General features: G+C 42.9%; 22 protein-coding genes. 11 read left to right on the plus strand and 11 right to left on the minus strand.

The features are described 5' to 3' along the window. Nucleotides 1-21: 21 nt before the first annotated feature. Nucleotides 22-1,662 carry a hypothetical protein gene (locus PQI28_RS02525; RefSeq protein ID WP_339962449.1) on the minus strand — a complete coding sequence of 547 codons (1,641 nt, stop codon included), beginning with the start codon at nt 1,660-1,662 and terminating at the stop codon, nt 22-24. A 32-nt stretch (nt 1,663-1,694) separates the two neighbouring features. Beyond that, the gene (locus PQI28_RS02530; RefSeq protein WP_339962450.1) at nt 1,695-4,091 is read right to left on the minus strand and encodes a hypothetical protein; all 2,397 of its coding nucleotides are present in this window, start codon (nt 4,089-4,091) and stop codon (nt 1,695-1,697) included. Between the two features lie 258 nt (nt 4,092-4,349). Between PQI28_RS02530 and PQI28_RS02535 the strand changes: the two genes are divergently transcribed. The 5 genes from PQI28_RS02535 to PQI28_RS02555 all read left to right on the plus strand — a co-directional run bounded on the left by PQI28_RS02535 (nt 4,350) and on the right by PQI28_RS02555 (nt 10,257). Continuing rightward, the gene (locus PQI28_RS02535; RefSeq protein WP_251028259.1) at nt 4,350-5,237 is read left to right on the plus strand and encodes a phosphoadenosine phosphosulfate reductase domain-containing protein; all 888 of its coding nucleotides are present in this window, start codon (nt 4,350-4,352) and stop codon (nt 5,235-5,237) included. 181 nt (nt 5,238-5,418) lie between these two features. Further along, complete coding sequence (locus PQI28_RS02540; protein WP_339962451.1) at nt 5,419-7,602, plus strand: DEAD/DEAH box helicase family protein; 2,184 nt, start codon at nt 5,419-5,421, stop codon at nt 7,600-7,602. Nucleotides 7,603-7,767: 165 nt separating this feature from the next. Further along, nucleotides 7,768-9,750 carry an AAA family ATPase gene (locus PQI28_RS02545; protein ID WP_339962452.1) on the plus strand — a complete coding sequence of 661 codons (1,983 nt, stop codon included), beginning with the start codon at nt 7,768-7,770 and terminating at the stop codon, nt 9,748-9,750. Further along, nucleotides 9,743-9,943, plus strand: coding sequence for a hypothetical protein (locus PQI28_RS02550; protein ID WP_339962453.1), 201 nt, complete (start codon nt 9,743-9,745; stop codon nt 9,941-9,943). The genes PQI28_RS02545 and PQI28_RS02550 overlap by 8 nt, the downstream gene beginning before the upstream one ends. Further along, complete coding sequence (locus PQI28_RS02555; protein ID WP_339962454.1) at nt 9,943-10,257, plus strand: hypothetical protein; 315 nt, start codon at nt 9,943-9,945, stop codon at nt 10,255-10,257. Before PQI28_RS02550 ends, PQI28_RS02555 begins: the two co-directional genes overlap by 1 nt. A gap of 249 nt (nt 10,258-10,506) precedes the next feature. Here PQI28_RS02555 and PQI28_RS02560 read toward each other — a convergent pair whose 3' ends face one another. Beyond that, nucleotides 10,507-10,710, minus strand: a complete 204-nt coding sequence (locus PQI28_RS02560; protein WP_339962455.1) for a hypothetical protein — start codon at nt 10,708-10,710, stop codon at nt 10,507-10,509. A 153-nt stretch (nt 10,711-10,863) separates the two neighbouring features. On the opposite strand from PQI28_RS02560, the gene PQI28_RS02565 reads away from it, so the two are divergent. Beyond that, the gene (locus tag PQI28_RS02565) at nt 10,864-11,556 is read left to right on the plus strand and encodes an ABC transporter ATP-binding protein (RefSeq protein WP_271305149.1); all 693 of its coding nucleotides are present in this window, start codon (nt 10,864-10,866) and stop codon (nt 11,554-11,556) included. Further along, nucleotides 11,549-14,773 (plus strand): FtsX-like permease family protein, encoded by a 3,225-nt coding sequence (locus tag PQI28_RS02570; RefSeq protein WP_339962456.1) that lies wholly within the window; start codon nt 11,549-11,551, stop codon nt 14,771-14,773. The genes PQI28_RS02565 and PQI28_RS02570 overlap by 8 nt, the downstream gene beginning before the upstream one ends. A 39-nt stretch (nt 14,774-14,812) precedes the next feature. Here the strand turns inward: PQI28_RS02570 and PQI28_RS02575 are convergent, their stop codons facing one another. From PQI28_RS02575 to zapA, 6 genes are all read right to left on the minus strand, one after another. Further along, nucleotides 14,813-15,274 carry a hypothetical protein gene (locus PQI28_RS02575; RefSeq protein WP_339962457.1) on the minus strand — a complete coding sequence of 154 codons (462 nt, stop codon included), beginning with the start codon at nt 15,272-15,274 and terminating at the stop codon, nt 14,813-14,815. Nucleotides 15,275-15,415: 141 nt separating this feature from the next. Next, nucleotides 15,416-15,826, minus strand: coding sequence for a DUF350 domain-containing protein (locus tag PQI28_RS02580; protein WP_214760452.1), 411 nt, complete (start codon nt 15,824-15,826; stop codon nt 15,416-15,418). 13 nt (nt 15,827-15,839) lie between these two features. Next, on the minus strand, nt 15,840-18,194 hold the full coding sequence (locus PQI28_RS02585) for an endonuclease MutS2 (protein ID WP_339962458.1): 2,355 nt from the start codon (nt 18,192-18,194) through the stop codon (nt 15,840-15,842). A 15-nt stretch (nt 18,195-18,209) separates the two neighbouring features. Further along, complete coding sequence (gene polX / locus PQI28_RS02590; protein WP_339962459.1) at nt 18,210-19,904, minus strand: DNA polymerase/3'-5' exonuclease PolX; 1,695 nt, start codon at nt 19,902-19,904, stop codon at nt 18,210-18,212. Between the two features lie 67 nt (nt 19,905-19,971). Next, nucleotides 19,972-20,508, minus strand: coding sequence for a CvpA family protein (locus PQI28_RS02595; protein WP_074032727.1), 537 nt, complete (start codon nt 20,506-20,508; stop codon nt 19,972-19,974). An 8-nt stretch (nt 20,509-20,516) separates the two neighbouring features. Continuing rightward, nucleotides 20,517-20,738 (minus strand): cell division protein ZapA, encoded by a 222-nt coding sequence (gene zapA, locus PQI28_RS02600; protein ID WP_015881047.1) that lies wholly within the window; start codon nt 20,736-20,738, stop codon nt 20,517-20,519. Nucleotides 20,739-20,955: 217 nt separating this feature from the next. Between zapA and PQI28_RS02605 the strand changes: the two genes are divergently transcribed. From PQI28_RS02605 to PQI28_RS02615, 3 genes are all read left to right on the plus strand, one after another. Then, complete coding sequence (locus tag PQI28_RS02605; protein ID WP_339962460.1) at nt 20,956-22,164, plus strand: dicarboxylate/amino acid:cation symporter; 1,209 nt, start codon at nt 20,956-20,958, stop codon at nt 22,162-22,164. A gap of 70 nt (nt 22,165-22,234) precedes the next feature. Next, on the plus strand, nt 22,235-23,080 hold the full coding sequence (locus PQI28_RS02610) for a GNAT family N-acetyltransferase (protein WP_339962461.1): 846 nt from the start codon (nt 22,235-22,237) through the stop codon (nt 23,078-23,080). A 43-nt stretch (nt 23,081-23,123) separates the two neighbouring features. Next, on the plus strand, nt 23,124-23,294 hold the full coding sequence (locus PQI28_RS02615) for a hypothetical protein (RefSeq protein WP_214695154.1): 171 nt from the start codon (nt 23,124-23,126) through the stop codon (nt 23,292-23,294). A 34-nt stretch (nt 23,295-23,328) separates the two neighbouring features. On the opposite strand, the gene PQI28_RS02620 is transcribed toward PQI28_RS02615, so the two are convergent. After that, nucleotides 23,329-24,630: a murein hydrolase activator EnvC family protein gene (locus tag PQI28_RS02620; protein WP_339962462.1), complete on the minus strand. Its 1,302-nt coding sequence runs from the start codon at nt 24,628-24,630 to the stop codon at nt 23,329-23,331. Nucleotides 24,631-24,924: 294 nt separating this feature from the next. Then, complete coding sequence (locus PQI28_RS02625; RefSeq protein ID WP_339962463.1) at nt 24,925-25,443, minus strand: VanZ family protein; 519 nt, start codon at nt 25,441-25,443, stop codon at nt 24,925-24,927. A gap of 161 nt (nt 25,444-25,604) precedes the next feature. On the opposite strand from PQI28_RS02625, the gene PQI28_RS02630 reads away from it, so the two are divergent. Continuing rightward, the gene (locus tag PQI28_RS02630; RefSeq protein ID WP_339962464.1) at nt 25,605-26,078 is read left to right on the plus strand and encodes a glutathione peroxidase; all 474 of its coding nucleotides are present in this window, start codon (nt 25,605-25,607) and stop codon (nt 26,076-26,078) included. Nucleotides 26,079-26,090 lie beyond the last annotated feature (12 nt).

The following is a 26,090-nucleotide window of genomic DNA, read 5'->3' on the forward strand; positions in this document are numbered from 1 at the left end:
TCTCCTTTGTTTATTTCCGTATTAAGCGAAATAAGGATTTCGGATTAATGCAGTGGCATCAGAATACTCTTGTAATAATCCATTTTGTTTTAACTTTTGTCTCATTTTCTTCTCATTATTTCTAAAGTGAGACAAGTTGATTCCTTCTTTTGAGTAAAGGCCTGATTCTTTCGCCGCACTCTCCCCAATGATGATATTAAATTTATCGTACAATTTATTTAGAAAATCATCATATGGGAGCGACCCATCCCCGTTTAAGGTTGCATATACTAGTGCACTCAATATCTTATCGTTTAGAACATAACGAGCCTTAGCACCCTTTCCAGAGATAATAAATTGACCATCTCGTGCTAAAGTTTTCATTATAGGCAATTGTGATTTAGATAGATCTTCCATATAAAGTTCTGTAATGCGTAACTTCAACATTTTTTTAGCTTTTTTCTTATCTGACACTTCAAGTGCCTCAATCAATTTTTTCTTTTTCGGTGAATGTAAATTTTTCAAATTTAGTTCTTCAAAAAATGATGAATAACCGTCTACTTTTGTTTTTTTGGTTTCGTCTAAGCTATTTAACCAAGTTTCAATTTTCTTCTCGGCTATTTCATCAGGAAATACTTCTGCAACACGTTTTTCTACAAATGTTTTATAAGCGTCACTGACAACCGCTTCATGAATTCGATACGCATCTTGAGCCAAAAACTTGATTGACTTATTTTGACCTTCAAAGCAATCAATAAAGTAATGAGTTTTTTCTTGAACAATTTGTTCTGCCTGGTAAATCATATATCGATGAAGCTGAAACGTAATTAAAGAAGTTAAAATATCAAACATTTCATAAACATCTATTTTTAAAGTCAAAAGTGCATTAAGTTCTTCTGCAAACTCTTGATAGAGCTTTAAGTTAGTAGATGGTAACAAAGGATATTCAGACTTTTCCCATCCGCTAATCAAACCGTCCAATTCGATATCTTTAATTAATGGTGCAGGTTGATCGCTCTTTACAGTAGTATCTTCAGTTGAGGCATACTCCGCAAATGCTTCGTTTATTTGATTAACGACAGTTATCAGCCCACTTGAGTTGGATAATAAACTTTTCATATTTTCTTCGATACTTTCTCGAAGTTCCTTATTATTTAATGTTCCATAATGAAGCATTAAATAATATAACTCTCCGCCCCTAGCGAAAAAGTTTCTTTCGTAGCTATATGTCGGGTTATTCGATTTACCTTTGTCTCTATTCGCTCGAATTTCAGTGAAAAGAAGCGATTCATGTAGTGGATACATCATTTGAGCATACCAAGAACGATCTACCGGCTTACCCATAGGTGTTGTAAGCGGAATCGTCAAGTTCTTGAAAAATACTTGTAAGTCTTCAAGCTGCTTCTCATTAATTCCAAGTTTCTCTCGAATTACATCTTTTTTCTCATTATCAAAAATAGCGATATGACCCTTTGATCCTTCTTTCTCTCCTTCAAAAACAAATTGACGAAATTCAATCATTTTTCGACGATTATAATATTTTCGTTGCAAACTGAATCCTGTCCCCGCCATAACGTTTAAAAATTCTAGTGTGTATTCTGGTCCCCGTTGACCATCTTTAAATCGATGTCCCCATATCTCTGCACCAATTTTACTTGAAAAACTGACTTTTTCTTGTTCCATAAAGTACTCTCCTGTTCTAAAGATTAGTTTTATTAATAGTCATCATCTAAATCTATTTCATCATTTTCAATATCATCTGAAGATTTGATCTCAATAGTTTCTAAAACGAATGCACCTTGTGAATAATCAAATTTTAATATTTGTAGAATGTCTTCATTTTGCTTCTTCATTGGAATGAGTCTGTTTCTGAAGCTGTTTAATAAAATTTCGACATGTTCACGTAATACATTCAACATACCGCCATTGCTAAGTCGCATTAAATATTCGAATGTTACTAAATTAATTTCTAACTCTACATCTTTGATTTTCAAATACAGTAGTGTGCTAGCTTGATCTATATCTTCATTTTTCTCTTGAATAACAAAATCAATTTGATCTATTCCGATAATTTGATGAACTAATAGGCTATCCGATGCGACATATAATTGATTTGATGGAGAATAGACCATACGTTTTGCGAAAAATGTATTCAATCCATCTACGAGTTTTATTTTTGTGCTGTGTTCAATTTTCCCTTTATGCAAAATCCCAATAAACTCATGGCGGTGACGGTATGGAATCAACTGCTCAACTTTTTTATTGTCTTTATACTCGAAATAATATTTACGACGTAGTCTCGGGAACCATTTGTTCATCAGTTCAACACCGTTTACGTTGTCCCCATTAATGTTAGAGCGATACATTTTTACTTCTTCATAGTAAGCTCCATTTTCGACATCGATACCTTCTTTAAATAAGTTAGAGTGTGATTCTTTCGTTTTATCTTGGTTACTTAGGTCACCATTCAAAATATAGTCGTCAATTAAAGAATCCGAAATATAGCCTGGATCTAGCGATTTAAATTCTTGGATACCATTAATTTCCTCGAATATCTCTGGTCTTAAATTGTTTCCAAAGAAGTTTTCATAATATGATTTTTTAGCCAATTCATTTATAGCTTCACTATTTGAGGCTTCATGTATATTTCGACAAGTCATACCTCCCGTTTGAGTATATGCAAGATGAATAAGAAGCTCACGCATCGTCATATGCTTTCCATTCATATCAAGGGACTTGTACATCCGCATCATTCGTTTAGGAGTCACTGAATTATTAAGTGCATTATGATTATCATAGATAATACATTTATTACGACTTGAACAAGTCCCACAAATGTCCCAATTCACTTCCTTATTCCATTCTTCAATAATTTTCTCAGCGTATACAGATGATGATGCGTAAAGTAAGTTATAAACTTTTACCTGTTCTGTCTCTTTGATTTCTTTATTTGGTGACATGAACTGAGGGACAACATGATTCTTTAAGTCCTTTAACTCTGGGTATTTAATTAATGTATGAGTGAGTTTTCCTTCATTCGCCGCAATTAAGAAGTACAGTTTATGGTGTGCATCGTGTAAAGTTTCTTGCATTTTCTTTAATTCTGAAACGATGACTTCATCTCGTAATTCAGATAAATCTTTAATAATCCGAATTTTATAGTCTTTATATGTAATTTCTTCTATGCCAGATTCTGGCCAACCCTCAAACGGTTCATCCACCAATTGATCATAGACATTTCTACAAATTCGAGTTTTCCCATCACCAGCATTACCGGTAATAATTATCGAACGTGGAGAATTTGACAATTCATCAATAATTTTTTGATTAATGTTAGTATCGATACTGTACTCAATTTTTTTTGTATGCTCGTCAAAGATTTTAGAATAGTCAGCTGTAGTTAAGTCATATTGATGCATGAAATCAACAAAAGGATTAATTTGTTCCCTCACGTTCATTTCTCCAAGTTTTTCGGAATCTTGAACTAATTCCTGATTCATATTTGAAGCACTCTCCTGTTCTAGATTGTTATTTTGAGAAACCGATTTCTCACTTTTTGGTTCAATTGGTTCAACATATTTCGGCTCAATCATCGGCTCAACCGCTTGTCCAATGTTAGTAAGATCATCTGTCAGTGTTAATTTTTTTGATGATGAATTCTCATGCACATTCTTGATATCAGAGTTTGGTTCGTTATTAATTATCATTTTCTCAAAATCTGCAATCCATGACTGACCTAATTCTAATAAAATTCTCAAAGCTTCATTTGCTTCTTTTGTTTTAAGATCACGCTTTGTTGCAATATCGCAAATTTCTAAAAAACGAATTCCTTCTTTATAATTTTTCATAGATAAATTATAGTTTGTTTTTAATGCTTTCCATCCATATTGAATAGAGTGAGCCTCAAAATATGACTTCGGTAATAAAGAATATTTGTAGAAACTTCCTAAATCCATCATCCAATTGTATGCAAGTGGGAGGAACAATGATTGCATATAAAAAATTTGTTCAGTCGGATTAAAATCAATCATTCGTTTTACATCATTTAAAGTAAATGTAATTTCACTTTCAGCTACTGATACTAAGTGATTCCATACATGATTGTTGTCCATACATATCATCCTTTCAAACTATCCATTCAAAAATATAATAAAGTTTCACATTTTCGTTTCTTCCTATTATTGTAATATTAATGTATGGTAAATAAAAGGGGTTGAGAAGGAAAAAACTTTACCAGGTTATTTTTTGGTTATGGTTAAAAGCTACTTATCCTATAATATATGTTTTAGAAGTAAGCATTTTTGTTTCTTGTATATTTGCATTCCGTTACTGTAATAATATGAAGACGTTAAGGATATGAGGTGTTCTAAATGAATATGAATAATGTTAAAACACAAAAAACCACGAGCCGCCTTGCGCTCGGGGAATTAAACAATAAAGACTATAGCGCAGCAGAACACGGTCGAAAACCTGTTCATGTTGCAATGTTTAGCGGTGGTGCTTCTTCAGCATATGTCGCTTATCATATTGTGCAAAAATACGGCAAAGAAAATTCGATTCTTTTCTTTACTGATACATTATGGGAAGACATGGACAATTATCGATTCATGGAAGAAGTTGCAGATTACATCGGACTAGACATCACTACTAGTATCGACGGTAGAACCCCTGAAGAAGTATTTTTTGATATGCGTTTTCTCGGAAATTCACGTATGGCTAAATGCTCAGAAGAATTAAAAGTCAGACAGACTATGATTTTCTTAGAAGAATTACGAGATATTCATAATTTGGAGCCAATCTTGTACTTTGGTATCGGTCCACACGAGCAGCATCGAGCAATTAATCTCCAAAACTTTTATGAGCATAATCCAATCGAACCAATCGAAACTCGGTTCCCAATGATTGAAATCTTTAAAGAGGATATGGACGCCAAGACAATTATCCAAAACGAATGGGGAATCAAATTGCCACGCATGTACGACCTTGGCTTCTCACACGCAAACTGCGGAGGTCGCTGTGTACGCGGTGGATTGGGTCATTACGCTCTTCTCTATAAAGTATGGCCAGATCAATATGCAGAGCAAGAAGCTATGGAAGAACGATTCCGTGAGAAATTCCAAAAGGACGTATCTATTCTCAAACGGAATGGTGGACCATTTACATTACGTGAATATCGCGAAATGATGGAGCGAGATGGAGTTGAAGCTTATCTTGCTGAAAAAGATGACACGATTCCTTGTGTATGTTCGTTTTCATAATCAAACTTTGACTGATTCTTATATTTATAAGAATCAGTTTTTTATTAGAATGATTCTTGAAAACATAATAAGAGAAAATACCCAATTATTTTCCTATGGATATATTATGACTATCCATAAATATGATAATCTATCTATGTAAAGATAATTTGTAGATAAATAAGGTAGGTGAGTTTTTAAAATGAACTTCAAATTATTATCTATTAAAAATGAGTATCGTTCTTTTAATGATGATATTATTAGGGATTTCTATATTCCTATACTTCAAAATTCTGTTAAATATGATCGAGCCGTAGGTTACTTTTCTTCTACTGCTCTGATTGATATCACAAAAGGCATCAGTGCTCTTATAAGAAATAATGGAAGAATACGTTTGATAGTCTCCCCTAACCTTTCTGTTGAAGACATTGAAGCCATAACTATCGGTTATAAACAAAGAGATGAGTTAATAAAAACAAGATTATTAGATAGTTTTGAGAAACAATTTAATATATTTGAGAAAAAACGTTTAAATCTACTAGCCTATTTAATAAGTAACTCTATTTTAGAAATTAAGATTGCACTAATTAATCAAGAAAATGCAATAGGCATTTTTCATGATAAACTTGGTCTGGTTGAAGATGATCGTGGGAACATAATTGCTTTTTCAGGTTCGATGAATGAGACAGCACATGCATTCACGCACAATTATGAATCTATTGATGTATTTAAATCTTGGACATCCGATGTTGAAAGAGTAAATTCTAAAAAAAATACTTTCGAACTAATTTGGAATAATAAAGTCAACGGTATATCTACTGCGGAATTCCCTCAAGTTGTTCGTGACAAAATAATGACCTACAACCAGAATTATGTTGATTTTGATATAGACGAGAAAGAATACTACTTTCTTCAAAAATCTCTAAATAGTAAAAATTCAATTAAAGAACCCTCCTTACCTCTTGATTTTAATCTAAGAGAATATCAAAAAAATGCGATAAAGAACTGGATAGAGAATGATTTCCGAGGGATTTTTGATATGGCTACTGGAACAGGGAAAACTGTAACTAGTCTGGCTGCTGCATCAGATTTAGCTCAAAAATTAGACTATAATTTAGCCATAGTAATTGTATGTCCATATCAGCACCTTGTTGAGCAATGGGTGGATACGATAAGGAAATTCGATTTTAATCCTATAATTGGATATTCAACTTCAAAACAACGCCAATGGAAAGATAGATTAGTAACTTCTGTCGAAGCTTACAACTTAGGTGTAAAAAAAATCTTTTGCTTTGTAACAACTAACGCTACTTTTGCTACTGAGTTTGTACAAACCGAAATCAAGAAAATAAATCGTAATTTTTTAATTATTGTTGATGAGGCTCATAATTTTGGAGCAGAATATCTTTCATCAAAGTTACCACCCAACGCAGACTTTCGTTTAGCGCTCTCTGCAACAATTCAAAGACATAATGACGAAAATGGAACTCAATCTTTGTTAACCTACTTTGATAAAATTTGCTACGAATACACTTTAGAAAAGGCTATAAAAAATGGAATGTTGACCCCTTACTATTACTATCCCGTTCTAGTTTTTTTAACAGACGAAGAACTTTTTGAATACCGAGATTTAACCATGAAGATAGGTAAATTTATTAGTAAGGACAGTAATGGTAAATATAAAGTTTCTGAGTCCGCTAAGATGTTGCTTCTCAAGCGAGCAAAACTAGTTGCTGGAGCTGAAAGTAAAATCAAGATTCTTGCAAGAGAAATTGAGAAATATAGTAATGATTCACACATTTTGATATATTGTGGAGCGACAACAGTTAACGATTTAGAGTATTCCGAAAACAATCCATCTGAAGATGAAATCAGACAAATAGACGCTGTGATTAACGTACTTGGGAACACTATTAATATGAGGGTTTCGAAGTTTACTTCAGAAGAAAATGCTACTGAACGTGAACTGATAAAAAGAGGATTTCAAGACGGAGAACATATACAAGCGCTTGTTGCAATTAGATGTTTAGACGAAGGTGTTGACATTCCAAGCATCCAAAAAGCATTTATTTTAGCTAGTAGTACAAATCCTAAGGAGTATATACAGAGAAGAGGTCGTGTGCTTAGAAAAAGCAAAGGGAAAAATCATGCTGAAATCTATGATTTCATAACACTCCCTATTCCATTTGAAGACATGACTAATTACTCTGAGACAGAAATTAAATCTTTAAAGTCTTTACCTATAAGAGAAATAGATAGAATGAAGGACTTTGCTGCAATAGCCGAAAACTCTTCTTTTACGGATAAAATAATTAAGCAAATTGAAAAATCATATTTGTTAAATCGAGAGGATGTGTATATTAATGTATGCCAAGAATTCGAATAAATTCGAAATTTCAGAAAAGAAATTAGAAGTTATGAAAAAAAGATTAATTGATGTTGAAAAAGAAAATTTAAAGACAAGATCAAAGACTGAAACTGAAATGATTGATTATATTCGAAATATCATCATTGAAGAAGCTAAGAAGAACTATTAGGAGACATAAATATAATGATTATAAAAAAAATAACACTAAAAAACTTTAGACAGTTTAAAGGCGAACAAATAATTGAATTTTCACAAGACACAGAGAAAAACATTACACTTATCCTAGGAGATAATACTAGCGGTAAGACGACACTACTACAAGCTTTCTTATGGGCGTTTTATGGTACCGCTAACTTTAAAAGTAAAGACTCATTATTGAACGCAGCCGTAAGTGAAGAAATTTTAACTCGAAATGGAAACTCTGAGGTGTCTGTGCGTATCGAGCTAGAGCATGAAGGTATGTTTTACAATATAGTACGTAGCCAAAAATTTAGCGTCAAAGAGAATTATGTTATAAGCGATCCTAATCCTAGTTTATCTTTAAGTACAAAAAAAAATGGACAAACTATTCAGTTTAAATCTTTACATCTCCAAAATAAATTAGAAGAAATTTTACCAAAAGATCTATCTATTTACTTTTTATATGACACAGAAAGGTTTGGAAATATAACCTCAAAATCAGATGTAACAAAATCTGTTAAATCAATACTAGGTTTAACCGTTCTTGATAACCTTATAAAACATTTAGGTAGTACGGGTAGATCAGGTACAGTACTAAATAAATTTTCTTCAAATATTAGTAACGAGGGAGATAATAGGGCTGAAATTGCTTTAAGAAAAATTGAAGAAGCTGAGTATAAATTAGAAGAACTTACGAAGCGGATATCACAAAATAGAACAGAACAGTCACATTTCCAAGAGGTAATAGTTAATACTAGGGCTATACTACATGGTTTAGAAAACGTTTCAAAATTACAAAAAGAAAAAGAGGATAAAGAAAAACAAGTAGAGGAACAAAAAAACTTATTGAGTTCATCAATGGAAGATTATCGCGCTTTTCTAAAGTCTTCAACATTTTCTTTTGTAGGTCACAACTTATGTAGAAATGCAATTGAAGAACTTACTAATGCAAAATTAGATAAAAAATCAATACAAGGTATGAATGCTATTGCAATTAAAGATATTATTGAACGTCGTGTATGCGTATGCGGAACTATAATTGAAAAGGATAGTGTTGCTCATAAAAATCTTGTTGAAGAAATGAGATTCTTACCTCCTCAGTCTATTGGCACACTTATCAATAACTTTAAACAACAAGCCGAGACGCATTTGAGTTATGCAGAAAATTATTTTATGTCTTTAGACTCCCATTATAAACGAATTGTTACGCATAATATGAGTATTGGAGATTTACTTGATGAAATCAACTATATAAATACTGAAATTTCTGGTGAGGATAGTGTAAAAAAACATCAAGACGACTTATTAACAGCTGAAAAGAAATTAGATTCTTTACAAGAAAATCTAGAAGATTTAAATCGCAAGTATGGTGAATTGCAAAAAGAAATTAAAGATCAAATAGACATTCACGAAATGAGTATACAATCTTCTACTAAAAACAACGAAATACTTTTATACCTAAAATATGCTGAAAACATTTTAACATGGGTCAAATCTCGAAGAGATAATCGAGAATATGAAATTAAGAATCAACTTGAATCCAAAGTAAATTATTACTTCAAAAAAATGTATCACGGTAAACGTAAAGTGATAATAGATGATAAATTTAGAGTGAATTTAATTACCACTGACTTATCTAATGAACTTCATACCGATGAATCACAAGGACTTGAAACTGTGAAAAACTTTGCATTTATTTCTGGTTTAGTAGACCTTGCAAAACAAAAATTGTCTGACAGTTACGAAAAAGATGCTGAAGCCTATCCGTTAATACTTGATGCTCCATTTTCTAACGCAGATGAAAAACATGTTAAAAATATTTCTGAAGTCTTACCAAATGTAGCAAACCAATTAATTTTGATTGTTATGGCTAAAGACTGGAACTACGCTAAAAATTCTCTTCAATCTAGAGTAGGAAAAGAATACATTCTTTCTAAGCACTCTGAAGTTTATACAAGTGTTACTGGAGGTGATATGAGTGTTTGATAAAAACATTAAAATTTCTGGTAAACACTCATTTTATATGGATGAATTAAAAAACAAAGGTCTTTTTAAGAGACATTTGGATATCTATATACACTCTGCAATTATCGGTTTTCATTATGGTCGTGTATCTAAATCGGATAAAACTTCTGAATATTCATCTTATAAGCCTACTAATATTTTTTTGAGCAGATAATGACAGAAATTAATAATCTTGAATTTGTATATAGATTAGTAATGTTATTACATGAGGCCGATAAGCTCGAGCTAGATGAGAGAATTAAGCGTGCTTTTAGAGATGATTCCTTAGATGAAGTACATGAACAACATAAAAACAATATGCTAATATTCAATTCGTATGTATTAGGTGGAATCGAAGTTTTTTATGAAAAAATAATTGAGCAGAGTGTGACAGAACTTGATTATTTAAAAAAATCCTATGAATTTATGAAAGAACATAATTTAACTATGACCTCTCAAACAGCCGAAGATTTTTTAAATGATTTGTAACAAAATTGGAATAATAAATAACTTTTAGTAGATTAAAAAATGATATCTACTAAAAGTTATTTATACTTAACAACTGATTTAATCTAAAATCGTCTCTAAACGATCTTCATAAATATTTGCAATCTACATACCTTAACAATCTTTTAAATTTTCGTAAAGTCTCAGTCTAGCTTATTCAAACTACTCTGAATAAATTAAATCAGTGACACGATCACGCACTAATTTTTTATAATTCATGATTGCTTCCTCCTACTCCACTACCTCAAACGCCTTCACATACGCCACATGATCCAACATCACAATCAACTCGTCCTCAAATTGTACGAATCCATCGCTCGCATGCCGAAATGATTGGTAAATCGACTCCAATGCCTCATATCGTGTATCAGCTTCCATCATATACGTCAGCACTTCTTCATTAATTAAATGGAATTCAATTTCGAATGATTTCATCTTCTCTCCTCCTCACTTCTCTATACCCGCTCCCCCATTGAAAAAAATACAGCTATACATTGGAATGTTTTTCCTCTAATCTGATAATAGTCAGAATATTACGTTCTCTTACATATTTTCACTAAAAATTAGGTAAAGGAGAGATTTAACAATATGGCTTATCACTTCACATGCGAACACTTAACAAAACGCTTTGATACGGGTGACGTCAAAACGGTCGCCTTACAAGACATCAACCTCCGCTTCGAGCACGGGGATTTCATCTCCATCATCGGACCATCGGGGTCTGGGAAGTCGACGCTCCTCAGTCTGATCGGTACACTCGACCGTCCGACAGAGGGCACGTTGCTATTCAACGACGAACCGATCTCGACGCTCTCTGCAAAACAGCTCGCGGACTTCCGCTTCGAGAACATCGGCTTCATCTTCCAACAGTTCCACTTGATTCCGACGTTGACGGCACTTGAGAACGTCATGTCCCCGCTCTTCGGACGAAAAGTTGATTACGACGTCCATGAACGTGCGCTCGAACTGTTGAAAGAAGTCGGTCTCAGCGACAAAGTTGATTCGTTACCGTCCCAACTGTCAGGTGGTCAGCAACAGCGCGTCGCCGTCGCCCGCGCCCTCATTCATCGACCAAAATGGCTCCTCGCTGATGAGCCGACGGGGAACCTTGATACACACACGGGTGACGTCATTTTTGATCTATTGATCCGCTTGAATCGCGAGAACGGATGTGGCGTCCTCTTCGTCACCCATGACCCAGAACTCGCCGACCGAGCCAACCGAAAAATCGAGATGCGCGACGGGCAGGTCGTCGCCATGAGCGACGTCCATCATGCTTAAGTTCATCTGGAATTCATGGTGGCGGAATAAGGAACGATTTATCCTGCTCATGGTCGGGATGCTCATCGTCAGTACCGGGCTCAGCTATCTTCTCGGGGTGACCCAGGCGAATAACGGAACGGTCGTCAACGAGCTGCAAAAACGTTGGGACTCGTCTTATCACATCGTCGTCCGTCCAGAAGGCAGTCGAAGCGTGACGGAAGATTTGAACTTGCTCGAGCCGAACTATATGAGCGGACTCGAGGGCGGGATCACGCGAGAACAATACGAGACGATTCAACAGATTGCCGACATCGATGTCGCAGCACCGATCGCCATGATCGGGTCGACTTATTCGAGCTCGTTCACACAAACGCATACGTTTGATAAAGCGGGTCTCTATCGCCTCAAGATGAACACACTCATCGATACGGGCATTGAAAAAATCAATGACTTCCAAGACTTGAAAGCCTACTTTTGGGTAGGCTGGATGCCAAACGGCAATACCACCCACATCGGAATCGGCCCGACCGCCCTGAACGAAGAGTTCCCACTCGATTACGGGAGCGACGTCATGCTCGCCGGGATCGATCCGGTCGCCGAAGCGAAACTCGTCGGGTTAGACGATGCCGTACAAGCGACAGAGTTCAGTCGTTACTTCAATGAAGAGGATGTCCCAGAGCCTTACGATGAAGAGGTCACGACGATCCCGATTTTGATGAGTTCAAAAGACTACGTCGATGCCTCAATCAACTACACCATCGAAGAAGTCGATGCCGATACGAGCGACGCAGAAAAATTCATCAATACGTATTTAGAGAACGGAAAAGAGGAATACCTGGATAGTTTGGAAGGGACAAAAGTCGCCTCATACGACTTTACAGCCCAACAAATGCACGACAACATCACGAAACACATTCTAGAAGGGAAACCGCAGCCACAAGACCCTCGTCTCACCATGGAATATACGTGGATTGCCGAGAAGGCGTCACCGCTCGTCTATGAAGGTGTGACGAGCCCGTTCCCGAAACGTTGGCCGTATTCGTATCAAATCAAACCGTTCCTCGCTGAGGGTCAAGTGAAGTATGGGCTAGAAAGTATGTATCGCAAGTCCAATTTATACGCGGAAGACCTCAACGATGTACCGAAAGTAAGATATAACTATATCGGACTATTCGACCCATCGAAACTGAAGCTGTCAAAAGATCCATTGACGGAACTTCCAATGGAGACGTATTTCCCGGCAAGCGCCGAATGGGTCATGAACTCGAAAGACGAGCCGGTCAACCCACCGACGACCGTCAAACCGACGAATAACCCGTATAGCTTCTTGACGAAACCACCTTCGATGTTGACGACACTCGATGCGGCGTTCGCCATCGCCGGTGACAAGGCCATCTCGGCTATTCGCGTCAACGTGAAAGGCGTGGACGTCTTGAACGAAGAAAGTGAAGCGAAGCTCCAAGCAGTCGCCAAAGAGATTGAGGACAAGACCGGTCTCATCACCGACGTCACACTCGGCTCATCTCCACAATACGCCGTCACCTATCTCCCTGGCTTAAAAGGAGAAAGTTCGCTCGGTTGGATCCAGCAGCCATGGATTAAAATCGGGTCGTCCATCACGATCTTCCAAGAAGCGAAACTCGGCTTCTCCGGTGTCGTCGCGAGCGTCATCCTCGTCGCGATGCTGTATGTGTTCAGCTCGAACATCATCATGTTGTACGCACGGAAGAAAGAGTTCGCCATCCTCTTGTCGCTCGGTTGGCGTCCGAGTCAGCTGTCGAAACTGTTATTCTTAGAAGCCACGATCCTCGGGTCGATGGTCGCGCTCATCTCGTGGATGATTCTCGGGACGTTCCTTTGGACGGCAGCTGGCTCGACATCGATTACCCGCATCCTATTGATTGGCCTAGCCGGTCTCTTGATTTACTGGCTCGGGACACTGATTCCAATCCGACTCGTCCGTAGCATCAAGCCATATGAGACGATGCAGTCCGGTGAAGTCTCAAAAGGACGACGTCTCGGCCGCTCTCGCTCAAGCGTCGGTATGAGCTTGAACCAACTCGTGACGTATTGGCCACGGACGTTGTTGTCGATTCTTGCCATCGCCTTACCGACGAGTCTCTTCGGTTTCTTCTTGTTCGTCACGTTCCGCCTCCAAGGTGTCTTGTATACGACGTGGATTGGGGAGTTCGTGGCACTTGAAGTCGGGACGATGCATTACGTCGCCATGGGGGTCGCCTTACTAATCGCGATGCTCACGACGACCGAGATCATGTGGCAAAACGTCTCTGAACGAAAACCACAACTCGCTGTCTTGAAAGCGCTCGGTTGGCAAAATATGTCCATCCGTCGTCTCGTCTTGACAGAAGGTGCGTTGACCGGGTTCTTCGCCGGACTACTCGGTGTGACGTTCACCATCATCATCGTCACCATCATGTATCAACAGTTCCCGACGTCAGAGCTACCATTCTTGTTTGCGACCATCCTCATCCCAGTCGTAACAGGTGTCTTAGGTGCACTGCTTCCGGCTGAACGTGCCGTCCGCATCACACCGGCTGAAGCGATCGGTGGCCATGTCGTCAACCAAAAACAAGTCGAGAAACGATTCCGCTTCGTCCTCGGAACGACAGCGACGGCACTCGTTGTCGGGATCATCAGCTTGTTCGTCTTCACGTCACCAGAAGTCAAGCCGGTCACGGAAGAGGCGAAATCGGCACCAGCCCCGACCGCACAGACGACGGGTGCGAAACAGGCTGATTTAAAAGCAGATAAACCGAAAGAAGCCAAAGCCGCCACACCAAAAGAAGATGACCTTCAAAAAATCATGAACCTCGGTACTTTCCAAACGTTTATTGGGGATCCACAAATGAAGAAACGTGAATTCCAAGTGGGTGAACCCGTTTACGCCTCTCCGGACGGAACCGAACCGGAAGATGGAAAACGATTCGTCAGCCTGCCGATCTCACTCTTTAATGAGGATGATCAGTATGGTGGCACCATGGACTATCGACCGAACGGGTTCCGTATGTACACGCCAGATGGCACAGAGTACAGTCCGGTCGACATGGTCAACCACAACAATAAAGCATTCCGGGGTGGATTCATTTATACACCAGGCGAGAAATCCGAAATTGTTTTAGTCTTCCTCGTTCCAGAGAAAGAAAAAACGCTCGTCTTGTATGCATCAAGCGGTGCGATGCCGAAAGTGTATACCGTCAAAATTAATGTTCCTTAAACGAAACAACGTCGCCCCGAGTCGGGACGACGTTGTTTTTTATTCGGCTCCGTCCACGATTTCGACACGTACTCCCGTATCCCCGACTTTCCCTAAATCTTCTACGGTCGGGTCTTCATACGCCAGTACATGAAACTCCTGCTCGATTGTGCGGATGACATAATGCGAGAGCGTCCCCCGCTCGCTGTTCACTCGATTTGCTCCCGTCTCTTCATGTATGTATGACATGAAACGGGACGTCGTCAGCTTCACGATTGGGTGGTCGTTCCATAATCCTTCTTCCTTCAGACCGTGCTCTTCAAGTGTTCCAAGAAAGAGCGCATACTGTTCGAACCGAATCCGGATTCGGTCACGCTCAGCGTCCCATGTGAGAAGCATCGTCGGGTCCGAAGCTCCAAAGAACGTCCACTCTAGAGGATAATACGCCTCATTCTTCATTTGAAAGGATTCCGTGTCGAGTACGTAATCCGTTGCCGCCATGAGATGGTGTAGATCAATCATTCATTCGCCCCCTAATCAAAAAGCGATGCCTCACGACATCGCCTTTCTCCTCAATAAAAGATATACCATAGCGCCGCTGCCACTAAGAACAGCCCGGCCCCGATGAACAAGATTTTTGCCAATCGTTCGTATACCATGTCTTCACCTCACCAATGCCGCGCCGACGACGAGGGAGACCCCAATCGACAGCAAGAATGCCAACAGTCCGACGGCGATATTTCCTTTTTGAATCTCGTCGTTCACCTTCAGCGTCGGTGTCAAAAATTCAAACAACCAGTAGGTCGCGAGGAGCAAGATGAAGCCGAATCCTCCACCGACGAAGATGTCGATCGTGCTATCGTGATAGCTCTCGACCACACGGAAGATGTTGGCGAGACCGACAATCTTCCCACCTGTCGCCAAAGCGACAGCGATATTTCCTTTTTGAATCTCGCGCCAGTTGCTATATGGCGTCGTCACCTCGAAGATGGCAAGGCCGACGATAATCATCAGTCCCGCCATCGAATAGAGGCCGAACGATTCCAGCATGACGGCAAACGTAATCGTACCCATTCCCCGACTCCCCTTACTTCAGTTCGACGACCGTGACACCGAGTCCACCTTCACCCATTCCTCCTGGGCGTTGACTCTTCACGTGACGATGTCCTTTTAAAAATTCTTGTGTCGCCTGACGCATCGCTCCTGTACCTAAACCATGGATGATGCGGACGTTGTCATAGCCTGACACGAGTGCTTCATCGATATACTTATCTAGACGCATGAGTCCCTCTTCGACACGGACGCCGCGGAGGTCGAGCTCGGACTTCGTCGAACTCTGACGTTTGAGCGAGCTCCCTTTCGATTGAAGCGGCTTCTCTTTCGATGGACCGATCTTCTGAAGGTCGTCCGCTTTGACGTTCACTTTCATGATGCCGACTTGGACGTTGTACTCATTGTCGTTGATTTGTTTCACGATGTAACCTTTTTGGTTGAACGTCGTCACTTTCACTTCTTCGCCTTTACTGAACGTACGTTTCTGTTGGGCTTTTTGTTTCACTTTTTGGATCTTTTTATCTTGAAGCGTCGGTTTGGCCGACTCGAGTTCTTTCTTCGCCGCGATAATCTCGTGCTCTTTGACGATGCCCTGCTCCCGAAGCTTCTTCAAGCGGTCGATGACTTCGTTCGCCTGACGCTTCGCCTGTTCGACGGCCTTCTCGGCTTTCGCCTCGGCCGCGCTGTACAAGTTGTCGCGCTCGCGTTCGAATTCAGTCATCTTCGCTTCAAACGCTGCCTGTTCTTCTTCGAAGTCATGGCGTTTGACGAGAAGTTCTTGCTCAAGCTGTTCAGCGCGTTGTTTCGCCGCTTCGAGCTCATTGATCATTGATTCGACCGACTCCGCGTCACTACCGACGTGGCTTCGTGCCTTGTCGATGACTTGCTCGGACAATCCGAGACGACGGCTGATCTCGAAAGCGTTCGAGCGACCCGGCACACCGATCAAGAGGCGATACGTCGGGCTGAGCGATTCGATATCAAACTCCATCGAGGCGTTCATGACACCTTCACGATTATAAGCGTATGCCTTCAGTTCTGAGTAGTGCGTCGTCGCCGCGACACGTGCCCCGCGACGTTTCACTTCATCGAGAATCGCGATGGCGAGGGCGGCCCCCTCTTGTGGGTCCGTCCCGGCACCAAGCTCATCGAAGAGGACGAGTGACATGAAGTCGATCTTGTCGAGCATGCCGACGATGTTCGTCATATGCGAGCTGAACGTCGAGAGACTCTGTTCAATCGATTGCTCATCGCCGATATCGGCATAGACGGCGTCAAACACAGAAAGCTCTGTCCCGAATTCTGCTGGTACGTAGAGACCTGACTGCACCATCAACTGGAGGAGTCCAATCGTCTTCAATGTGACCGTCTTCCCGCCGGTGTTCGGTCCGGTGATGACGAGTGACGTATAGTCTTCCCCGAGCTCGACCGTGATCGGCACGACCTCATCTTTCGGGATGAACGGGTGACGTGCCTGCTTCAATTTGATTTCCCGATTGTCGTTCAACTTCGGTTCGGTCGCTTTCATCTCTTGTCCGTAAGCGACTTTCGCAAAGATAAAGTCGAGTTCGGCCAATACGTCGAGGTTCGTCATGATCGCATCATGAACCCCACCGACTTCGTTCGAGAGCGCACTCAAAATTCGATCGATCTCAGCGCGTTCCTTCAAGCGAACTTCTTGAATCTCGTTATTGATGGAGACGATGGCTTGCGGCTCGATGAAGAGCGTCTGACCGGAAGCCGACTGGTCATGGACAATCCCGCCGAACGCTTGACGGTACTCTTGTTTGACCGGCACGACATAGCGGTCGTTTCGAATCGTGACGATGGCGTCTGAAAGCATCTTCGCGTTGTTGCGGAGAATGTTGTCGATTCGTGAACGGACACTGCCTTCATAGCTTCGGAGCTGTGTCCGAAGTCCCCGAAGTTGTGAGCTCGCCGAGTCTTGGACCGTACCTTGGTCATCGATCGCATGACGAATCGACTGTTCGACTTCGATGAGCTTCGTCAACTTGTCCGCATACTCATCAAGACGCGGGATCCGAATCTCTTCGTTGTCCTCGTGCAGCTTCTCGAAGAAGTTCTTCACTTGACGCCCGCCATACATGACAGCGGCAACGGCGAGCAGTTCGCTCGTCGAGAGGACCGAGCCGATGGCGGCCCGCTTCACTTCCGCGCGGACGTCTGTGAGCCCACCGAGCGGCAGACGATCACGGAGACGCACGACCTCGGTCGCCTCTTTCGTCACATTCAAATTCGAGAGTACCCGGTCGTACGAGTAGTCCGGTTGCATCTTGAGCGCCAAATCTTTCCCGAGCGAGCTCGACGCGTGTCCGGCAAGCTGCTGACGTAATTTTTCATATTCTAATACGCGTAACGCGTGATCCATCTAGCATGTTCCTTTCTATCGCTTCGCCGCGAAGAACGCTTTGGCATCTTCAAACGAGAAGCAGTTGATAATATCCGATGGTTCGAGATAGGCTTTCCGTGCGTGTAACACGCCGAGTGCCATATCTTCCATCATGTCTGGGTGGTGTGTGTCGGTGTTGATCATTACTTTGACGCCTGCCGCCTTCGCCTTCTTCAGCGTGGAGGCCGTCAAATCGAGGCGGTTCGGGTTCGCGTTCAATTCGAGCGCTGTCCCCGTCTCTTTTGCAAGCGCAATCAACTTGTCCTCGTCAATCGGATAACCGTCGCGACGACCGATGAGTCGTCCCGTCGGATGCGCGATCACGTTGACGTATGGGGAACGGCAAGCGTTCTCGAGACGTGCCATGATCTCGTCGACGGATTGGTCCATCTTCGAATGGATCGAGGCGACGACATAGTCGAGCGTCTCTAAAAATTCTGGCTCGTAGTCGAGCGTCCCGTCAGGACGGATATCCATCTCGACGCCACGCAACACGTTCATCTTATGTGTCTTTGCAGCTTCGCGGATCTCCTCACCTTGTGCCTCGAGTCGTTCTTCGGTCAAGCCATTGACGAACGTCAAATACTTCCCGTGGTCGGTGATGGCCATCCACTCATAGCCGCGCCCTTTCATCGCCACGACAATCTCATCGACGGTCAACTTCCCGTCCGACCAAACCGTGTGCATATGTGCGTCTGCCTTGATGTCCTCAAGCGTGACCAGTTTCGATAAGTCGTGCTCAAACTCGGCGTGCCCTTCCCGAAGCTCAGGTGGGATGAACGGGAGACCGTACCGTTCGAACAGTTCTTCTTCCGTTTCCGGTTGCCACAGCCCGTCTGCCGTTTCGACTCCGTACTCCGAAATCGACTCTCCTTTCGCTTTTGCGAGTTGGCGCATTCGGACGTTATGGTCTTTTGAGCCTGTGAAATGGTGAAGCGTCGCGGCGAATGCACCCGGTTCGACCATACGGAAGTCGACCGACACCATTTCCTCACGTTCGAGGACGAGCGATACTTTCGTCTCCCCTGCCGCGATCACTTCATTGATGAACGGCAAGGCGAGCAACTTCTCTCGAAGCGCGACCGGTTCCTCGGTCGCAATGATAAAGTCGAGGTCTTTACATGTCTCCTCTGCCCGGCGGAAGCTTCCCCCGACCGAATGACGTAAGACGAGCTCTTCTTTCTCCAATACGTCGTTGATTTCTTCGACAATCGGTCGCATGACCGCATAGGCCAATCGTTCCGGACGCGACTCGAGGTTCTTCGCTGCGGCGAGTAGCTTCTCGACACTTTTCGCTCCGAATCCCGGGAGCGATGCCGCCGTCCCGTCTTCAAGCACACGGATGAGGGACTCTAAGTCGACGACCCCGACTTCACGGAGTTTGGCGAGTTTCTTCCCGCCGAGCCCTTGAATTTTCAAGAGCTTCATCAAACCGAACGGGATTTCTTCCTGAAGCGCCTCGAGCACTTCGCTGCGACCTGTATCCCGATACTCTTCAAGGACGGCCGCCGTTCCTTTGCCGATCCCTGAGATGGACGTCAAATCGTCGATGTCCTCGAGTTCAAGGTCCGTATTCTCTAGAGCCGTTGCGGCCTTACGGAACGCATTGATTTTAAACGGGTTCTCCCCTTTGATTTCCATATATTGCGCGATCTTCTCGAGCAACATCATCGCTTCTACTTTATTCATATGCTTCCCCCTCTTCACACAGAAAAGACCGAGATACAAGCACTAGCTTGCATTCCGGCCTGTCGTGTCACAACATCTTATTTGAAAACCAATCTGATAGATATGGCGTGTCTTGAATGATAAATGTCGCAAGCGACGAATTGTCGACAGCATTTTGAACGCCTGCCATCGGCACGAACGCAATCACCCAAAGGATGAAGAATGTGATGACATACGCCTCGAAGAATCCGAGGACTGCTCCGATCAACCCTTTTAATTGGCGCAAGATCGGCAAGTCTGTCAAGAAGTCGAGCATCGCCAAGATGAGATGCAAGACAAGTTTCGTGATGAGGAACAAGACGACGAACCAAAAGACGTTATAAAACGTCATCTCAATCCCTGAAAGCGAGTTGAGGTCCAAGACGCCGCCAGGGAGCGTTCCATCAAGCTGAGACGGATACGGAATCCAGAGCTTGAACGCTTCGGCTAAATCTTTATAGTACGTGTTGGCGACGAGAAAACTGATGATGAGCGCGACCCAATGGCCGAGCTGTAGAATCGCGCCACGACGGAAGCCGTTGACGATTCCAATAAACAAGAAAAACAGTATAAGTAGCGTAACCATGGATTGATTTATTCTCCCATATTTCGTTTAGTTTTGACGTGGTCGCTCGCGATTTGAATCGCAGCCAAGACCGCCGCCTGACGAGCATCTAAATGAGGGGATTGTTCACGAATCTCGCGGATCTTACTGTCGACCAAAAAGCCTACTTCCCTCACATGATCAGCGGGTTCTTCGCTCACGATCGTATAGTCTTGACCCGCAATGTGAATCGTTGTTCGTTGTAACTGCACGCGCACCCCTCCTTTACGTCTGTCAGCATTAATCATAACATCGTTTTTATATTAGGAAAAGGAGAAGCCCCTTCCCTTGATATGTACAACATTTTCTATTACCCTTCTATGAAGTTGTCAAACGTCTTTCTTCAGGAAAATTGCAAGAGATGGTGGCATCATTTCGTAAAATGTGCGAAAATATCAACTATTCAAACAAACAGAAAGGGTGATTGATTTGAAATTACGCATTGGCCTCTTAGGTCGCATCATCATCGCGATTGCTTTCGGGATTCTGCTCGGGAGCATCGTACCAGAAAGTCAGAACTGGATCGTTCGGACGTTCGTGACGTTCAACACGGTCTTCGGGCAGTTCTTAGGCTTCGCCATCCCATTGATTATTCTTGCTTTCATTATCCCTGGAATCGGGGAACTCGGAAAAGGAGCAGGAAAATTAGTAGGGCTCACAGCACTCATCGCTTACGCTTCAACAATTGTCGCAGGAACGCTCGCATATTTTGCAACGAGCAACTTGTTCCCGCAAATTTTGTCACGGTCGACGGAAGGAGCCGAAAACCCAGAAGAAGCCTTATTGAAAGGGTTCATGGAATTTGAGATTCCACCGGTATTCGGTGTCATGACCGCACTCATTTTAGCTTTCGTCATCGGGATCGGGATTGCCGCAATCGAAAGCAAACGGTCACTCGACCTCGCCATGGATTTCCGCGATATCATCGAGCTCTTAATCAGTAAAGTCATTATTCCATTACTCCCATTCCACATCGCCGGAATTTTCATGAACATGACGTACGCTGGTCAGGTCGCTGAGATCCTCTCGGTGTTCTCGCTCGTCTTCGTCACAATCATCGTCCTTCATATGACGATGCTTATGATTCAATACTCAATCGCAGGTGGTCTCAACAAAGAGAATCCGTTCAAATTGCTCAAGACGATGATGCCGGCTTACTTCACAGCCATCGGGACGCAATCATCGGCTGCGACAATTCCAGTCACGCTTCGCCAAGCGAAGTTGAACAACACGGATGAGGGTGTCGCGAACTTCGTCATCCCGCTCTCGGCAACGATTCATTTGTCAGGCTCGACGATCACACTCACGTCAGTCGGTGTCGCACTCATGTACTTGAACGGCATGCCGATGTCTTACGCGATCGTCCTTCCATTCATCCTCGCACTCGGTGTGACGATGATTGCAGCACCTGGTGTTCCAGGTGGAGCAGTTATGGCATCGCTCGGATTGTTCGGCTCGATCCTCGGGTTCGACGCGACGATGCAAAGCTTGGTCATCGCACTCTACTTGGCGCAAGATAGCTTCGGGACAGCTACAAACGTCACAGGTGACGGTGCCATCGCAAAAATTATCCACTACTTCAAACACAACACGAAACTTCTCGACAACACAGCGTCGAAACAAGAAGATATCGCATAACGTACAACGCATAAACGGGCAAGCCATCAGGTTTGTCCGTTTTTGTCTACATAGAACAGGAGAGATACATATGAAATGGATTGAATGGAAAGACCCGAATCACTTCGCTGACCGCGTCATAGACGCATTGTTAAAAGAAGAAGCCAAGAACAGCCTCATGATTGGCGTATTGAATAACGTGATTCAAGGCGTTTACGAGACGTTTCATCAATTTACCGTCGAAGAGAATGGTGAACTCCTCGCCATCCTTCAAGTGACACCGCCCCATCCGCTCCATTACATCGTCGCGGACTCGGAACGGGAGGAAGAACTCCCCGCTTTCATCATCCCGCACCTTCTCGAAAACGAGATCCCGTTCACTGAGGTGGTCTCAGAACGTTCTCAAGCCGAACGGTTCGGAAAAGCGTGGCAAGAAATCACATCCGGGACGAGTGAGATGTTCATGTCACAAGGTCTTTATCGACTCGACGAAGTGGAAGACATTGAGATGGCGAAAGGCCACATGCGAAAAGCGACAACAGCCGATCAAGCACAACTCGAAGCTTGGTATAGCGCCTTTGAAGCCGAGTCGGGACTTCGTTCGTCGTCACCTGAAAAAGTGACGAAAGCAATCGACACGATGCTCAAAAATGATGACGCCGTGTTCTGGGAAGTCGATGGACAGCTTGTCTCGTGTGCGAAACGCTCACGTCCGACCGAGAACGGCATCACCGTCTCCTTCGTCTATACGTCACCTGACGCACGTGGAAGAGGTTACGCACGAAGTCTCGTTGCAGACCTTAGCCGCCAATTACTCGAGACGAAATCGTTCTGTGTCCTCTATACGGACTTGACGAACCCGACCTCAAATAAAATCTATCAAGAAGTCGGGTACGAACAGATCATGGACTCTGCTTGGGTCCGACTCGCTAGATGAAACGAATCGCCTCCCCTATACTATTAGGTGGAGGCGATTTTTCATGGCTAGATTCCGAATTGTTTTACGTGCACTTGGCGTGGCACTCCTTCTTTATATGTTGATCGTCGGTGGACAGAGCGTCCTTGATGACCCGAACATCGATACGCTATGGCTCAGTGTCATCGGTGCCGCACTTCTGACGTTTATCGTCTATCAGGCAACAAAAAAGTGATCGACGCATTCGTCGATCACTATCTTTGTGTTGATTAGAAGAATGATGCTGGGTTGACTGTGCTTCCCGCGCTCGATGAAGAGTATGAGTAACCGCCACGGTGAATCTCGAAGTGAAGGTGTGAACCTGTCGAGTTCCCTGTGCTACCCATGCCGCCAAGGTTTTGACCTTGTGACACGCGTTGACCCGCTTTAACTGAGACCGAGCTCATGTGTGCGTATACTGTCGTCCACACTTGTCCGTTGATGACGTGTGCGATCATAACGTGGTTTCCGTATGCACCACCCCAACCTGCACGGAGGACCGTACCAGTTTGTGCTGCATAGATCGGTGTACCAACTGGACCTGCGATATCAAGACCGTTATGGAACGAGTATCCGTTCGCACCGCTCGCTGCGCCCCATCCTTGTGAGAGGCGACCGCTTGCTGGACGTTGGAACATCCCACCGCTCGCTGGTGCAGACGCTACAGGTGTTGACGCTGAAACGCTAGAACCACTGTTGCTTGAGCTTGCACTTTGTTTCTTCTTAGCAGCTGCTGCTTCTGCCGCTGCACGACGTGCTTCTTCTTCAGCACGACGTTGTGCTTCGATTTCTGCTTGAATCGCTTGTTCTTGAGCTTTGAGCGTATCTTCCATCTCTTGTAGACTCATGAGTTTTGATTCGAACTTCACTTTTTCAGCTTCGAGTTTCTTGATTTTCGCTGCACGCTCTTTCATTTTTTGATCGAGCTCTTTTTGGCGTTTTTCAAGCTCTTCTTTTTGCTTTACGAGTGAATCGCGTTCTGCTTTTAATTCAGCTTGCGCTTTTGCAAGTTTTTCTTTCGTTGCTTCATATTCTTCGAAGATCTGTTGGTCGTTCTCTTGAATCGTACCAGCTGTGATCATACGTGTGATCAAGTCACCGAAGTCTTTTGAACCGAAGATGAACTCAGCCCAGTTGACTGACGAGCCACCGTTCTTTTGCATCGTCGCCATGCGGTCTTTCATGAGTTCTTCTTGTGCTTTCATTTTTGCTTCGTATTTTTTGATTTGCTCTTGAAGCTTTTGAATTTTTTCTTCAGTTGCACGGATCTCAGCTTTTTTCTGAGCGACATCGTTGATGACGTCTTGGAGTTCAGCGTCTAACTTGTTGATCTCTTGTTGCTCTTTGCTGATGGCTTGCTCACGTGATTGAATCGAAGAGTTTGCTTTCGACTGCTCGCTGCTATTCTTTTGTCGTTGTTCTTGTACTTTCTTCTGCTTCTCTGTAAGTGAGGCTGCATAAGTCGGTGACGTTCCGCCGATCAAGAGTGCGCCTAGAGTGACTGTTGCTGCAAATTTCTTCAAGTTACCCAATGTGCTTCCCTCCGCTGATTCCCGTGTATTTTTTATCTATAGTCGTTCAAGTATTTTCTATAAGACGAGTTGCGAAATTTCATTCGCTCTGTGACTCATTATAGCAATCTAAACCAAAAGTTATTTTACACTTATATTTCATTCGTATGACATTGACCTGATTTAGGTTTTATCCTTTAAAAAACGTGGGTATAGAGAATATTTTATTTGGTTTGTTGTCACAAAATAGTTTTCAACATAAAAAAAGCACTTGAAGAAAGCGCTTTTCACATAACAACCTATATCATTTTTTGACTACCTTAATGCCACATATCCGGCTCGTTTCCCTCGTTTTCGTTTTGAACGAAGTAATAAGAAGCCACCGATGAGCACGACTCCAGCAATCGCCCCACTACTGTCCAATAGGACATCTTGCAACAACGGCGTCCGCTCCGGTGTCAAACTCTGATGATACTCATCAAAGATGGCGACCGTATTGGCGAGCGTCCAAGCGAACAAAAGGATCAGCCCGGCATGAAGGTTCGTTCTCGAAATCGCTTTGACGAACAAGGCGCCGAGGGCGAAGAATGTGACGAAATGAGCTGCTTTTCGCATGAGGAACTCGATGAGACCGACTGTCCCTAACGTGTCGAGTGACACTTCTTTGCCTGCATAGTCAAACTCGACGTTCGCTAACGTCGGCTCGATCCAGCTCCAATCGAATCGCTCGAGTGGCGAAACGATTGACTGATCTGAGTAAGGTGTCGCACTCGAGAAGAATAATCCAATCAAAATAAGCGCTATCCATATAAATTCATTTTTTAAAAGTCGCATAACACCGTTCCTTTCTACAACGAGTTTCATTATACGGATTGTACATCACGAAATATGTAACAGCGACATCATGATTTCATAACAATTTGATTGCACGCGACGCGTTCAAAGTCGTGACCTCGTTACTCTCTTGGTATACTAAAGAAAAAGGGGGAATAAACATGATCTATGATTTTGAGGCATTGGACATGAAAGGACAGCTACAACCGTTAGCTACATATAAGGGCGACGTCTTACTCATCGTCAATACAGCGAGTAAGTGTGGATTCACACCACAATTCGAAGGTCTCGAGTCACTATACAACTCATACAAGGGGCAAGGCCTTCAGATTCTAGGTTTCCCATGCAACCAGTTCGGACATCAAGACCCGGGCTCAAATGAAGAGATCCAGGAGTTTTGCCAGCTCAACTATGGCGTATCGTTCCCGATGTTTGCGAAAGTCGATGTGAACGGAAAAGACGCGCACCCACTCTTCACGTATCTCTCAAAAGAAGCACCTGGACTGCTCGGATCGAAGGCGATCAAATGGAACTTCACAAAGTTCTTAGTCGACCGTGACGGAAACGTCGTCGAACGCTTCTCGCCACAGACCACACCGGCTGAGATTGAGGATGCGGTTAAAAAACTCATCTAACACAAAAAGGAT

The organism is Exiguobacterium sp. USCH10, assembly GCF_037619445.1.
GTDB classification, from domain to species: Bacteria; Bacillota; Bacilli; order Exiguobacteriales; family Exiguobacteriaceae; genus Exiguobacterium; species Exiguobacterium aestuarii_A.

Bases quoted from the DNA above. Each gene is read 5' to 3' on its own strand.
- PQI28_RS02525 (WP_339962449.1), bottom strand. From the start codon at position 1,662: ATGGAACAAGAAAAAGTCAGTTTTTCAAGTAAAATTGGTGCAGAGATA.
- PQI28_RS02530 (WP_339962450.1), bottom strand. From the start codon at position 4,091: ATGGACAACAATCATGTATGGAATCACTTAGTATCAGTAGCTGAAAGT.
- PQI28_RS02535 (WP_251028259.1), top strand. From the start codon at position 4,350: ATGAATATGAATAATGTTAAAACACAAAAAACCACGAGCCGCCTTGCG.
- PQI28_RS02540 (WP_339962451.1), top strand. From the start codon at position 5,419: ATGAACTTCAAATTATTATCTATTAAAAATGAGTATCGTTCTTTTAAT.
- PQI28_RS02545 (WP_339962452.1), top strand. From the start codon at position 7,768: ATGATTATAAAAAAAATAACACTAAAAAACTTTAGACAGTTTAAAGGC.
- PQI28_RS02555 (WP_339962454.1), top strand. From the start codon at position 9,943: ATGACAGAAATTAATAATCTTGAATTTGTATATAGATTAGTAATGTTA.
- PQI28_RS02560 (WP_339962455.1), bottom strand. From the start codon at position 10,710: ATGAAATCATTCGAAATTGAATTCCATTTAATTAATGAAGAAGTGCTG.
- PQI28_RS02565 (WP_271305149.1), top strand. From the start codon at position 10,864: ATGGCTTATCACTTCACATGCGAACACTTAACAAAACGCTTTGATACG.
- PQI28_RS02570 (WP_339962456.1), top strand. From the start codon at position 11,549: ATGCTTAAGTTCATCTGGAATTCATGGTGGCGGAATAAGGAACGATTT.
- PQI28_RS02575 (WP_339962457.1), bottom strand. From the start codon at position 15,274: ATGATTGATCTACACCATCTCATGGCGGCAACGGATTACGTACTCGAC.
- PQI28_RS02580 (WP_214760452.1), bottom strand. From the start codon at position 15,826: ATGGGTACGATTACGTTTGCCGTCATGCTGGAATCGTTCGGCCTCTAT.
- PQI28_RS02585 (WP_339962458.1), bottom strand. From the start codon at position 18,194: ATGGATCACGCGTTACGCGTATTAGAATATGAAAAATTACGTCAGCAG.
- polX (WP_339962459.1), bottom strand. From the start codon at position 19,904: ATGAATAAAGTAGAAGCGATGATGTTGCTCGAGAAGATCGCGCAATAT.
- PQI28_RS02595 (WP_074032727.1), bottom strand. From the start codon at position 20,508: ATGGTTACGCTACTTATACTGTTTTTCTTGTTTATTGGAATCGTCAAC.
- PQI28_RS02610 (WP_339962461.1), top strand. From the start codon at position 22,235: ATGAAATGGATTGAATGGAAAGACCCGAATCACTTCGCTGACCGCGTC.
- PQI28_RS02615 (WP_214695154.1), top strand. From the start codon at position 23,124: ATGGCTAGATTCCGAATTGTTTTACGTGCACTTGGCGTGGCACTCCTT.
- PQI28_RS02625 (WP_339962463.1), bottom strand. From the start codon at position 25,443: ATGCGACTTTTAAAAAATGAATTTATATGGATAGCGCTTATTTTGATT.
- PQI28_RS02630 (WP_339962464.1), top strand. From the start codon at position 25,605: ATGATCTATGATTTTGAGGCATTGGACATGAAAGGACAGCTACAACCG.